Here is a 12,779-nt window from a genome sequence, read left to right as displayed (position 1 = left end):
ATTGTCAGAAAACGTAACAAAGTGGCGCCGAGTCATGAAGCTGCATCATCTGAGAACCCTCATCGCCATCTCCGAATGCCGCACCTTCACCGAGGCGGGGTCGGCGCTTGGTCTGAGCCACTCCGCCGTGTCGGTGCATGTCAAGGAGCTTGAGCGGCAGCTTGGCGGCGCGCTGCTGGACCGGACGCGCCGCCCGCCGGTGCTGAACCATCGCGGCCGCCAGATCGTCGAGCGCGCCCGGCGCATGTTCGAACTGGCCGAGGAGATCCGCGCCATCGGCGCCGACAAGGGCCTGAGCGGGGCGCTGAACGTCGGCGTGGTGTCAACGGAACTGCCGGACCTGCTGGCCCCGGCGCTGGGCCGCCTGCATGCAAGCCAGCCCGGCATCGCCACCCGGCTCAGCGCCGGGGCCTCGGGCGATCTGGCGATGCAGGTGCTGGTGGGGGATCTGGATCTGGCGATCACCACCGCCCCCGCCGGGCCGATCGAGAACCTGCGCATCACCCCCATCGGCGACGAACGGCTCTACGTCGTGGCGCCGGCGCGCGCGCGCGGACAGACCTGGCGCGACCTGCTGGCCTCGCATCCCTTCATCTGGTTCAACCGCAAGAGCTGGGCGGGGCAGGCCATCGAGGCGCTGATCCTGCGCCACGGCATCCGGGTGACGCAGAAGACCGAGGTGGATTCGCTGGAGGCGATCGAAAGCCTGGTGCGCGCCGGTCTCGGGGTGTCGGTGACGCCGTGGCGGCTGGGGGTGCGGGATTTCGCCCGGGGGCTGTATGCGACGCCCTTCGGCGACGCGCCGCAGATGCGCCGGCTGGTGTTCGTCGAACGTCTGCGCGGCGAAGCGGGGGAACCGGCGCGGCTGCTCAAGGATTGCGTGATGCAGACGGTGCGCGAGGCGGGCGAGGCGACCGAGGCCGCCGCCGCCGCGAAGCGCGCGGCGGCTATTTGAAGGGGTCGCCGCTCTGGACATCGAACGGATCGCTGGCGGTGATTGCGGTGACGCGCAGGTTGTTGCCGCATTCGAAATGCGCCGCCATGGCCGCCGCCGATCCCGCCAGCGAGAATTGCGCCACCGCCCTGCCGCCGCCGTTCTTCACGTAGAGCCGCCGCCCCTGGTAGATTTCGCGAAAGAACCGCCGCAGCGCCGGTTCGCTCACATCAATGGCGGTGACGATGACGTTGCCGTCCTTGACGCCGGTCAGGATCCAGGGCTCGCGGTCATCGACCTGGATCCGGTAGCTGACCTCGGCCGGGGCGCCGAAGCTCCAGCCGGGCGAGGCCACCGAGATCACGAAGGCGCCGTCGCGCCAGGTCGCGTAGCGAAAGGACACGCCGGATTCGTTGCTGGTCAGGGAATCGCAGCTGAAATCGCCGTCGTCATGGATATTGACCTCGGTGCGCCAGGCGCCCTTGCTGACGATGGTCTGCCATTGCGCGACGCCCGCCTGCGCAACGCCCGCGGACGGGGCGGCCAGCGCGAACAGGGCGGCCAGCGCGAACAGGCCGGCGACTGCGCGCGAAACCGGCGCGCGCGGGATCAGGGCGTGAAACGGGGCGCGAAGCGGGGCGGGAAACGGGGTGGAAAACGGGGCCAGGGCAGGGCGTTCGGTCATGCGCGGGTCTCCAACAAAACTATCCGGGGATTTTCGTTCATGTGGATGAACGCGTCAAGCGCGCCTTGCACGGCATTTGAGGCGAAATCGGCGCAAAAGGCGGCGTTTGACTGCGCCGGGCGCACGGCCCATAGTCGCCGCCCGGGCCGCCTCGCCCGGCTGGCGATCAGGGCGATCAGGGCGATCAGGGCGATCAGGGTCGGGACCACATGAAAATCATCATCTGCGGCGCGGGCCAGGTGGGATCCCAGATCGCGCGCCATCTGGCGGGCGAGAAGAACGACGTCACCATCGTCGATCAGGATCCGGGCCTGGTGCGCCGGGTCACCGACGCCTATGACGTGAACGGCATCGCCGGCTTCGCCTCGCATCCCGACGTGCTGGAGCGCGCCGGGGCCGAGGACGCGGACATGATCATCGCCGCGACCTTCGCCGACGAGGTCAACATGGTGGCCTGCCAGGTTGCGCATTCGGTGTTTTCGGTGCCCCAGAAGATCGCCCGCATCCGGGCGCAATCCTATCTGGCGCCGGCCTGGGCGGACCTGTTCCGCCGCGATCACATGCCCATCGACGTGGTGATCTCGCCCGAACTGGAGGTCGCCAAGGTGGCCCTGCGCCGGCTGGCCGCGCCCGAGGCCTTCGACAGCGAGAACTTTCTCGACGGGCGGGTGCGGCTGGTGGGCATCCGGCTGGACGAGGACTGCCCGGTGCTCAACACCCCGCTGCGCCAGCTGACCGAGCTGTTCTCGACCCTCAAGGCGATCGTCGTGGCCTATCGGCGCGAGGGCGCGCTGCACGTCGCCTCGCCCGACGACCAGCTGTTCAAGGGCGACGACATCTATTTCGTCTCCGTCGAGGCGGATGTGCGCCGCACCATCAGCCTGTTCGGGCGCGAAAAGCCCCGCTCGGACCGCGTGGTGATCGTGGGCGCCGGCAATGTGGGGCTGGCGGTGGCGCGGATGCTGGAGGCCGACCCGGCGCGCCCGCGCGTGAAGATGATCGAACGCAACCGGACCAAGGCCGAGCGCGCCGCCGAGGCGCTGGACCGCACCATCGTGCTGCTCGGCGACGGGCTGGACCCGGATCTGCAGGCCGAGGCCGGGATCGCCGACGCCGGCGCCATCCTGGCGCTCACCGACGACGACAAGACCAATCTGCTGGCCGCGGCGCGGGGCAAGCGCAACGGCTGTCAGGTGGCGATCGCGCTGTCCAACGACATCAGCTACGGCGAACTGGCCGAACCGCTGGGCATCGACGCGCTGCTGGCGCCGCGGGCCACCACGGTGTCCTCGATCCTGCGCCATGTGCGCCGGGGCAGGGTGCGCGCGGTCTATTCCGTTGGCGACAGCGAGGCCGAGGTGATCGAGGCGCAGGTGCTCGCCACCTCGCCGATCGCCGACACGGCGCTGCGCAACGCCGGCTTTCCGGAACACGCCATGGTCGGCGCGGTGCTGGGCAAGGACGGGGTGCGCATGCCCTCGGGCGATCTGGTGATCAAGGAAGGCGACCGCATCGTGGTGTTCGCGCTGCGCGACTGCGTGCATGAGGTGGAGCAGCTGTTCCGCGTCGCGCCGAATTTCTTCTGAGCCATGCGCCTGCGCGGCATTCCAGTCCTGCTGATCGCGCTGGCGCTGATCGGGCTGTCCATGCTGCTGCCGGCGCTGTTCGGGGCGCTGGAACGGGACTGGCGATCGGCGCGGCTGTTTCTTTACAGCGGCGTCTTCGTGGTGTTCTGCGCCTTCATCCTGGGCGCCGCGGCGCGCCGCCCCGGCGGCGGGCGGTCGTCGGGGGCCGAGGCGCCGCGCTCGGAGCTGCTGACCATGGGCGGGTTTTTCCTGGTCGTGCCGGGCTTCGCGGCGATGCCGATCTGGCTGCTGCATCCGACGCTGGGGGCCAATGGCGCGTATTTCGAGGCGCTGTCCTCGCTGACCACCACCGGGGCCACCCTGTTCGACCGCCCCGGCGACATCGCCCGCGCGCTGAATCTGTGGCGCGCCATGCTGGGCTGGTTCGGCGGCGCCGCGACGCTGATCGTCGCGGCGGCGATCCTGGCCCCGCGCAACCTGATCGACACGCCGGGCGCCGGCAACGCGGGCGCCGCGTCCAGCCGCGCCGGACGGGTGATGGCGCTTGGCCCCGGGGGCGAACGCGTGATGCGCGCCACCCTGCACGTGGCCCCGATCTATGTGGGGCTGACCGCGGCGCTGGCGGCGGGGCTGGCCTCGGTCGGATCGCCGAGCTTCGTGGCGCTGGTCCACGCCATGGGGGTGATGTCCACCAGCGGCATCACGGTTCTCGACGGCGGTTTCGCGGCGCTGGACAACCGCTGGGCCGAGGCCGTGGCGCTGGTGTTCATGATCGCCGCCGCCAGCCGGCTGCCGTTCCGCCAGAATGCCGGGCGGGCGCCGCTGCTGCGCGTGGCCCGCAACGACCCGGAACTGAAGCTGCTGGCGCTGACCGTGGCCGTCGCCTCGGGCTGGCTGTTCGGGCGCCACTGGCTGGGGGCGCTGACGCTGTCGGGGCCGGGATCGGTGGAATCGGCGGGGCTGGTCGAGGCGCTGCATGGCGGCTTCGTGGCGGCGTGGGGGGCGGTGGCCACCAGCGTGAGCTTTCTCACCACCACCGGCTACGCCTCGGCCGACTGGGCCGAGGCGCAGGACTGGTCGGGGCTGGAAAATCCGGCGATCATGCTGCTGGGGCTGGCGGCGCTCGGCGGCGGGGTGGCCTCCACGGCGGGCGGGGTGAAGCTGTTCCGCGCCTATTCGCTGTTCAAGCATTCCTCGGCCGAGATCGCCCGGCTGATCCACCCGCACATGGTGGACACCACCCGCACCGGCGGCGGGCGGCTGACGCGCCAGGGCATCGTCAACGCCTGGGTGTTCATGATGCTGTTCATGGCGGCGCTGGCGGTCAGCCTCACCGCGCTGACCCTGACCGGCATGGGATTTGACACCGCGCTGGTGGCGGCGGTGGCGGCGCTGTCCAACACCGGGCCGGCGTTTCCGCTGCTGATGAACGATCCGGGGGCCTACGGATTGCTGTCGCTGGAGGCGCGGATGATCCTGTGCCTGGTGATGGTTCTGGGCCGGATCGAGGTGCTGGTTCTGGTGGCGCTGTTCAATCCCGGCTACTGGCGCAAATGATTTCGCCCTTGCAACAGCTTGCTGGATTGTGTTTTTGGGGCGTGAGGACGCGGGGTCTTCGACGGATTTTGCGGCAAGAGTAATGACGGCGCATCAATGCGCCGCATGATTTCCAGGGATCGGGGCGGAACCATGCCTGCTGACAAACAGAACCTTCAGGACGCGTTCCTGAATCATATTCGCAAGAACAAGGTGCCGGTCACGATCTTTCTCGTGAATGGCGTGAAGCTTCAGGGCGTGGTCACCTGGTTTGACAATTTCTGCGTCCTGCTGCGCCGCGACGGGCAATCGCAGTTGGTCTACAAGCACGCGATCTCCACCGTGATGCCCTCGCAGCCGATCACGCTCTACGACGGCGACGACCAGACCTGACCGGCGCGTGACCCGCGTATTCGTCCTGCATCCGGCGATCCGCGCGCGCGGCGCGGGCCGGGGCGACGCCGGCAGGGCCCGGGCCCCCGAGGAGTCGCTTGCCGAAGCGGTGAGCCTGACCGCGGCGCTCGACCTGGACCTGGCCGGATCGCTGGTCGTGCCGCTGTCCGCCCCACAGGCCGGCACGCTGTTCGGGTCGGGCAAGGTGGCGGAGCTCAAGGCGCTGTTCGCGTCCGAGGACGTGGATCTGGCGATCGTCGACGGCCCGGTGTCGCCGATCCAGCAACGCAATCTGGAACGCGCCTGGAACGTCAAGCTGCTGGACCGCACCGGGCTGATCCTGGAGATTTTCAGCGACCGCGCCCGCACCCGCGAAGGCGTGCTGCAAGTCGAACTTGCGCATCTCACCTACGCGAAAACCCGGCTGGTGCGGTCCTGGACCCATCTGGAGCGCCAGCGCGGCGGCCTTGGTTTCGTCGGCGGCCCCGGCGAGACCCAGATCGAGGCCGACCGGCGCGCCATCGCCGACAAGATCGACCGCATCAACCGCAAGCTCGAACGCGTGACTCGCACCCGCAGCCTGCATCGCGCGGCCCGCAAGAAGATCCCCTATCCCATTGTCGCGCTTGTGGGATACACCAATGCCGGCAAGTCCACGCTGTTCAACCGGCTGACCGAGGCGAAGGTGCTGGCGCGCGACATGCTGTTCGCGACGCTGGACCCGACCATGCGTTTGCTGGAACTGCCCGGCGGGCGCAAGGCGATCCTGTCGGACACGGTCGGGTTCATCTCCGACCTGCCGACCGAACTGGTCGCCGCCTTCCGCGCCACGCTCGAAGAAGTGCTGGAGGCGGATCTGATCCTGCATGTGCGCGACGCCAGCCACCCCGACAGCGCCGCGCAGCATGACGACGTGATGGAGGTGCTGGCGCGGCTCGGGGTCTCGCAAGACCGCCGCGACGCGATGATCGAGCTGCGCAACAAGATCGACCTGCTGGACGAACCGGCGCGACTGGCGGTGCTGAACGAATGCGCCCGACGCGACAACGCGGTGGCGGTGTCGGCGGTGACGGGGCAGGGGCTGGACGACCTGCTGGCGCAGATCGAGGCGCGGCTCGGCGCCCGCGAGGTGACGCGCCGCTACGTCATGCCCGCGGGCGAGGGCGCGGCGCGCGCCTGGCTGCACGCGCATATGACCGTGATTTCGGAACGCGACGATGCGGACGGGGCCACCGTCATCGCGCGCGGCGACCCCGAGATCGCCGACCGTTTCGCCAAGCGGTTTCCGGACATCGCCTGCGGCGCCTGACGCCGTCTCCCGGCCCGTCGCGCCCGCATTCGCCCCTTGTTCTCAGGTTGCGACGCCCCGGAGGGTTTTTTTGCGGCGGCAGTTCCCCTAACAATTCATTGACCGGCCCCCGGGGGGGGCGGATCGGTCTCGGGATGGACCGACGGCTGTATTCGTCGCCCGCCGCCGCCGGCGGTCGATTGCGCGGAGCTATATATATGTGAACGAGCGAGGGAAGCGACATGGCAGCGCCAGGATGGGACGGCCCGGAAATCGACGTGTCGTCGGGGAACGGCGATAAATACAGCCCCGGCATAGCGAAGCTGGGCAATGGCGGCTTTGCCGCGGTATGGCTGGAAACGCTGGGCGCGGCGCAGGATGACGACGGCGGCCGCACGCCGATGATCCAGCTGTTCGACGCGGGCCGCAACAAGGTGGGCGACGCTTTCGCGGCGGCGACGGACCTGACCGGCGACATGGCCGATCCGATGATCATCTCCACCAATGACGGCGGGTTCGCGATCTATTGGGCGCAGGGAAGCGGCGGCGAAGACCATCCGTCGGGCATGTTGGCGCGTTTTGACGTCGATGGCGCCCGCGTGGGCGACGTCCTCAACGTCGATGACGGCGATTTCGCGCGCGGGATCGTGGCGCTGGACAACGGCGACATCGTCGTGGTCGGCGCCGACACGTTTTCTCAGGAAACGATCATGACCGTGGTCAGCAGCGCCATGACCGTGAAGATCGAGGGCGATCTGCTGGGCCGCGGGGTTCCGCACCGCTCCAACGGCAACGCGTTGTTTCAGGCGGGCGAGGATTCGTTCGCGTTTCTTGCGACGACCACGGAAGACTCGCCGGACGGCGAGACCACCTTCACCCAGGTGGCGCTGCGGTTTTACGACGCCAACGCCAATGAGACCGCATCGGCGGCGATCTTCTCCTCTGAAACGTTTGCCAGCGCCACGGCGCTTGGCGCAAGGTTGTCAGACGGTTCATTCGTGGTCATGGTCATGGACTCGGATCCGCCCGGGGCCGTCGTCGAGCAGAGGGTGACCGTCGTCAAGGTCAATGCCGAGGGCGACGTGACCGCCAGCAATACGCTGCCCGACGCCATCCCCCCCACCGACGCGCTCCATGACATCGCCCCGGACGGCGATGGCGGATTCGTGGCGCTGTTCACCACGGGCGACGCCATGAACGGCGACCAGTTCGAGGTCACCGGCTGGAAATTCGACGCCAACGGCGAGCGGGACGGCGACGCCTTCGCCGTCAATCAGGCCGCGGCCGGGTGGCAGCACCGCGCCGACGGCGTCTATCTCGACAACGGCGACCTGATGGTGGTCTTCACCGACAACCGCGATCCCGGCAGCGCGGCGACCGACATTTCCGGGCAGGCGTTCGATCCCTCGGGGGTGAGCGGCGGCTCTGCGCCCACCGACCTGATCCTGACCAGCGACCCGATCGCCGCCGGGACCGTCGGCGCGGTGATCGGCATGCTGGAGACCGTCGACGCGGATGCGGGCGACAGCTTCACCTACGAGGTGGTCAGTCCCGACAACGCTTTCCGTTTCATCATCGAGGGCGACATTCTGAGCTACGCGAACGGCCAGTCGCCCAGCAACACGCCCGCCTTCAACGAACTGACCATCCGGGTGACCGACAGCTTCTCCAACACCTATGAGGAGACGTTCCGCATCGAATTCGGCCCGGGCCCCGGCGACGACGTGCTGACCGGCGATGCATCCGCCAACGTCATCAACGGGCTGGGCGGAAACGACGTCATTCGCGGGTTCGGCGCCGCCGACCGCCTGATCGGCGCCGCCGGGGACGACACGCTGATCGGCGGGCTGGGCGACGACACGCTGCTGGGCGGGACCGGCAATGACCGCTTGCTGGGCGCCGCCGGCAATGACCTGGCGCGCGGCGGCGGCGGCGACGACGTGCTGCGCGGCGGCGGCGGCGACGATCTGCTGAAAGGCGGCAACGGGCTTGACGTGCTGCGCGGCGGCGCCGGCGACGACCGGCTGTTCGGTCATGGCGGCGCGGACCGGCTGATCGGGCTCGGCGGCAAGGACCGGCTGTTCGGCGGCGGCGGCGATGACGCGCTGATCGGCGGCGCCGGGGCCGACAGGCTGCAAGGCGGCAAGGGCGCAGACAAGCTCACCGGCGACGCGGGCGCCGATCTGTTCGTGTTCGCCACCGGCGACGGCAAGGACCTGATCCGGGATTTCGAAATCGGCAGGGACAAGATGGTCATCGGCGCCGGGGCGAGCGCGTTTCAGGATCTCGACATCTCGACCAGCAACGGCCACGCGGTGGTGACGTTTTCCAACGTGGTGATCACCCTCGATGGCGTCACCGGCGGCCAGCTGGACGCCGACGATTTTCTGTTCTGATTTTCTGCGGAATGCGGAGCGCCGGGCGCGCCCCGCATTTTTCCCGTGCGCTCAATGCGTTGCGCGCCTTCGGTTCAAATTTTCAGAACGAAATAACAATACATAATATTGATTATATGCCTTAGTTCCGGCCGGCGCGCCGCGCCCCTCTCATGCGTCGATCTCGGGAACCGGTCCCCGCATCAGCGGCATCAACGCGCTCATGTCCGGCCCGGCGTCGCGGCCCGTCAAGGCCCGGCGCAGCGGCAGGAACAGCGCGCGGCCCTTGCGGCCGCTGCGGGCTTTCACCGCGGCGGTCCAGGTTTTCCAGGCGTCTGCGCCCCATGGGCGCGGCGGCAGCATGGCCAGCGCCTCGGCGACGAAATCCCGGTCCTCATCAGCCACCACCGGCTTGACGCCGTTGTTCAGAAGATCCGCCCAAAGCTTTACGTCATCGAATTTTTCCAGATTGCCGCGCACCGCGACCCAGGTTGCTTCATCCGCTTTGACGTCGATCGCGGCAAGGCGCGGCGCGGCCTCCGAATAGGGCATGGCGTGCAGGATCCGGGCGGTCAGCGGCCAGAGGTCATCCGCGTCGAACCGCGTCGGCGCGGCCCCGAAATGCGACAGGTCAAACCCCGCGACCAGCGCCGCAAGGTCGCCTTCCGCCACCACCGGATCAGCGGAGCCAAGCCGCGCCAGCAGCGAATTCAGCGCCATGGGCTCGACGCCCGCGTCGCGCAGATCCTTCAGCGCCAGCCCGCCGAGTCGCTTGGACAGGCCCTCGCCCCCCGGCCCGGTCAGCAGCGAATGATGCGCAAAGCGCGGCGGTTCATGGCCAAGGGCGGCGAAAATCTGGATCTGCGTGGCGGTGTTGGTGACGTGGTCGGCGCCGCGCACCACGTCGGTGACGCCCATCTCCGCGTCATCCACCACCGAGCACAGCGAATACAGGAACTGCCCGTCGCCCCGGATCAGCACCGGGTCGGAGACCGAGGCCGCGTCGATGGAATGCGGCCCCAGAACGCCGTCATGCCATTCGATGCGGGTCCGGTCCAGCTTGAAGCGCCAATGCGGCGCGCGCGCGGCCGCCAGCGCGGCGCGTTCGGACTCGTCAAGGCGCAGCGCGGCGCGGTCATAGACCGGCGGCCGGCCCATGGCGAGCAGCTTGCGGCGTTTCAGGTCCAGCTCGCCCGGGGTCTCGTAACAGGGGTAAAGCCTGCCCCTGCCCCGCAAATCCTCGGCCGCGGCCTCGTAGCGCGCGAGCCGCGCGGATTGGCGTTCCTCGCGGTCCCAGCCGAGGCCGAGCCAATCGAGATCGCGGCGGATCTGGTCCGCATAGTCATCGCGGGATCGGTCCGCGTCGGTGTCGTCGATGCGCAGGATGAATGCGCCGCCCGCCTTGCGCGCGAGCATCCAGTTGAACAGCGCCGTGCGCAGGTTGCCCACATGCAGATGGCCGGTTGGCGACGGGGCGAAGCGGGTGACGGTCATGTCGCCTCCAGATCCGGGCGGAAATGACGGAAGGCCTCCAGCATCTGCTTGGTGCCGCCGACGATCATCGGTTTCTTGAAATTGCGTCGCGGCAGGCCGCTGACCCGGTTCATGGCCCCGAGCGCGCGGTAGATGACCGCGTTGCGCGGCGGCAGCGCCCCCGTCTTCAGATTGTAGCCGAAACAGGGATTGAAGAACGAGGCGTGCATCCGGTAATTCGCCACCTGATCCCAGGGGATGTCGCCATGCAGGCGGTCATGGATCCCCCGGGCCGAGACCTCGATCAGCGGCGAGCGGTCGGCGGCCTGCCGCCACGCGCCGATCCCGAGCGCCACCAGCGCCAGCGCCGCGGCCCAGATGGCGCTGACCGCCGGGGCCTCGGGGCCGGGTTCGTGGGAAATCGCCGCACTGGCGAACAGCACCCCGACGACCACCGACCCGGCGGCCAGCATGTATAACTTGAAGAAATTCACGTAAAATACTGCGGATTCGTTCATATTCTGTCCTGCCAGGCATTGGCGATCGGGTAGCGGCGATCAAGCCAGAACGCCCGCTTGCCCAGTTTCGGCCCCGGCGCCGACTGGTGGCGCTTGTATTCGGCGATGTGCAGCAGGCGTTCGATGCGTTCGACCGTGGCGCGGTCATGGCCGGCCTCGACCACCTCGGCGACCGAGGCGTCGCCCTCGATCAGCATTTCCAGCATGGCGTCGAGCTGGTCGTAGGGGGGCAGCGAATCCTCGTCCTTCTGGTCTTCGCGCAGCTCCGCCGAGGGCGGCTTGTCGATCACCCGGGGCGGGATCGCCTCGCCGGCGGGGCCGCGCATCCACGGGCGATGATTGGCGTTGCGCCAGCGGCAGGTTTCGAACACCCGGGTCTTGTAGAGATCCTTCAGCGGGTTGTAGCCGCCGTTCATGTCGCCGTAGAGCGTGGCGTAGCCGACCGCCGCCTCGGACTTGTTGCCGGTGGTCAGCAGCAATTCGCCGAACTTGTTGCTGAGCGCCATCAGATACAGCCCGCGCAGGCGCGATTGCACGTTTTCCTCGGTGACATCCGCGGCCAGGCCCTCGAAGAACGGCGCGAGCCCCTGCCCCACGGCCTCGACCGCGCCGCCGATGGGCAGGTCCTGCAGCGCGCAGCCGAGCGCGCGGGCCACGCCGCCCGCATCCTCCAGCGACTGCGCCGAGGTGTAGCGCGAGGGCAGCATCACGCAGCGCAGGTTCTCGGGCCCCAGCGCGTCGGCGGCTATGGCCGCCACAAGCGCGCTGTCGACGCCGCCCGACAGGCCAAGCAGCGCCTTCTTGAAGCCGGTCTTGCGGGCGTAGTCGGCGGTGCCCTCGACCATGGCGCGATAGTCGCTTTCCAGCAGGTCGGGCAGCGGCGCCAGCGGGCTTGGCAGGCAGCGCCACCCCGAGGGCGTTTCCTCGAAATCCAGATGCGCGAGCAGCCGTTCGAAGGCGGGCAGCTGCGCCGCCAGCCCGCCGCCGCGATTGAGCGCGAAGCTGGCGCCGTCGAACACCTGATCATCCTGACCGCCGACCATGTTGAGATAGACCAGCGGCAACCCGGTCTCGATCACCCGGGCCACCATCAGGTTCAGCCGCACGTCGCGCTTGTCGCGTTCATAGGGCGAGCCGTTGGGCACCAGCAGGATCTCGGCCCCGGTTTCGGCGTGGGTTTCGGCGACATCCGCATGCCAGCCGTCCTCGCAGATCGGCACGCCGATGCGCACGCCGTTGACGCTGACCGGGCCCTGCGGATCGGCGGGGTGAAACAGGCGCTTTTCGTCGAAAACGCCGTAATTGGGCAGGTGGTGCTTGCGCGCCACCGCGGCGATCTCGCCGTTATGGAGCACGAACCAGGCGTTCCAGACATGGGCGCCCTCCACATAGGGCGCGCCGACGCCGATCGCCGGCCCGTCGGCGCAGTCCCGCGCCAGGGCGTCGATCTCCCGCCCGCAGGCGGCCAGGAAGGCCGGTTTCAGAATCAGATCCTGGGGCTGGTAGCCGGCGAGAAACATCTCGGGCAGCGCCAGCAGGTCGGCGCCGGCGGCCCTGGCCTCGACATGGGCCTCGCGGATCTTTTGCGCGTTGCCGCGCAGGTCGCCCACCGCCGGGTCAAGCTGGGCCAGGGTGATGCGCAGCCGGCGCGGCGCGCCGCCCGCCCCCCCCGGGGGGTCATGCTGCGCTCCATGCTGTGTTGACTGGCTCATCGCTCGCATGTCCTTCGGCTCGGGCGCGCCGGCGGCGGACCGTCGCGCGCCGGCATGTCTGCCCGGGCGACGAGATAGCGCCATGTTCCGCGCCCTGACAAGCCCGGAAAGGCGATTTGCGCGGCCGCCGCCGGGGGGCGGCGCGCGCGGCGGCGGCGTCGGGCTGGTTGTCATCGCCGTCGCCGGTGAGCTAAAGTCGCCCCCGCGCGGATGCGAGAAAATCGGTGACGCGCCGGCCGGCTTGCGGCCGGGCCGCGGCTATGGCGGTCAGGTATCGGG

Annotated in this window: 10 protein-coding genes; 6 read left to right on the top strand and 4 right to left on the bottom strand. The window is 69.0% G+C overall.

Annotated features, from left to right (window positions below):
• Positions 1-34: 34 nt before the first annotated feature.
• Entirely contained in the window at positions 35-955 is a 921-nt protein-coding gene (locus tag AC1HC7_RS05230; protein ID WP_479496036.1) for a LysR family transcriptional regulator, read from the top strand.
• On the opposite strand, the gene AC1HC7_RS05225 is transcribed toward AC1HC7_RS05230, so the two are convergent.
• A complete protein-coding gene (locus AC1HC7_RS05225) occupies positions 948-1,619 on the bottom strand; it encodes a hypothetical protein (RefSeq protein WP_479496037.1) in 672 nt (223 codons plus the stop codon). The genes AC1HC7_RS05230 and AC1HC7_RS05225 overlap by 8 nt on opposite strands.
• A gap of 209 nt (positions 1,620-1,828) precedes the next feature.
• Between AC1HC7_RS05225 and trkA the strand changes: the two genes are divergently transcribed.
• From trkA to AC1HC7_RS05200, 5 genes are all read left to right on the top strand, one after another.
• Positions 1,829-3,205: a Trk system potassium transporter TrkA gene (gene trkA, locus AC1HC7_RS05220; protein WP_479496038.1), complete on the top strand. Its 1,377-nt coding sequence runs from the start codon at positions 1,829-1,831 to the stop codon at positions 3,203-3,205.
• Positions 3,206-3,208: 3 nt separating this feature from the next.
• Positions 3,209-4,762: a TrkH family potassium uptake protein gene (locus tag AC1HC7_RS05215; RefSeq protein ID WP_479496039.1), complete on the top strand. Its 1,554-nt coding sequence runs from the start codon at positions 3,209-3,211 to the stop codon at positions 4,760-4,762.
• Positions 4,763-4,894: 132 nt separating this feature from the next.
• Complete coding sequence (hfq, locus tag AC1HC7_RS05210; protein WP_479496040.1) at positions 4,895-5,134, top strand: RNA chaperone Hfq; 240 nt, start codon at positions 4,895-4,897, stop codon at positions 5,132-5,134.
• 7 nt (positions 5,135-5,141) lie between these two features.
• Entirely contained in the window at positions 5,142-6,443 is a 1,302-nt protein-coding gene (gene hflX, locus AC1HC7_RS05205; RefSeq protein ID WP_479496041.1) for a GTPase HflX, read from the top strand.
• 221 nt (positions 6,444-6,664) lie between these two features.
• Positions 6,665-8,818, top strand: coding sequence for a calcium-binding protein (locus tag AC1HC7_RS05200; RefSeq protein WP_479498744.1), 2,154 nt, complete (start codon positions 6,665-6,667; stop codon positions 8,816-8,818).
• Between the two features lie 150 nt (positions 8,819-8,968).
• On the opposite strand, the gene AC1HC7_RS05195 is transcribed toward AC1HC7_RS05200, so the two are convergent.
• From AC1HC7_RS05195 to AC1HC7_RS05185, 3 genes are read right to left on the bottom strand one after another with little or no spacing between them, the layout of a single operon-like run.
• Positions 8,969-10,291 carry a glutamate--tRNA ligase gene (locus AC1HC7_RS05195; protein WP_479496043.1) on the bottom strand — a complete coding sequence of 441 codons (1,323 nt, stop codon included), beginning with the start codon at positions 10,289-10,291 and terminating at the stop codon, positions 8,969-8,971.
• Positions 10,288-10,788: a hypothetical protein gene (locus AC1HC7_RS05190; protein ID WP_479496044.1), complete on the bottom strand. Its 501-nt coding sequence runs from the start codon at positions 10,786-10,788 to the stop codon at positions 10,288-10,290. The genes AC1HC7_RS05195 and AC1HC7_RS05190 overlap by 4 nt, the downstream gene beginning before the upstream one ends.
• Positions 10,785-12,500 (bottom strand): NAD+ synthase, encoded by a 1,716-nt coding sequence (locus tag AC1HC7_RS05185; RefSeq protein WP_479496045.1) that lies wholly within the window; start codon positions 12,498-12,500, stop codon positions 10,785-10,787. The genes AC1HC7_RS05190 and AC1HC7_RS05185 overlap by 4 nt, the downstream gene beginning before the upstream one ends.
• Between the last annotated feature and the right edge of the window lie 279 nt (positions 12,501-12,779).

The organism is Oceanicella sp. (genome assembly GCF_056449545.1).
This window is presented reverse-complemented; position numbering and strand designations above follow the sequence as displayed.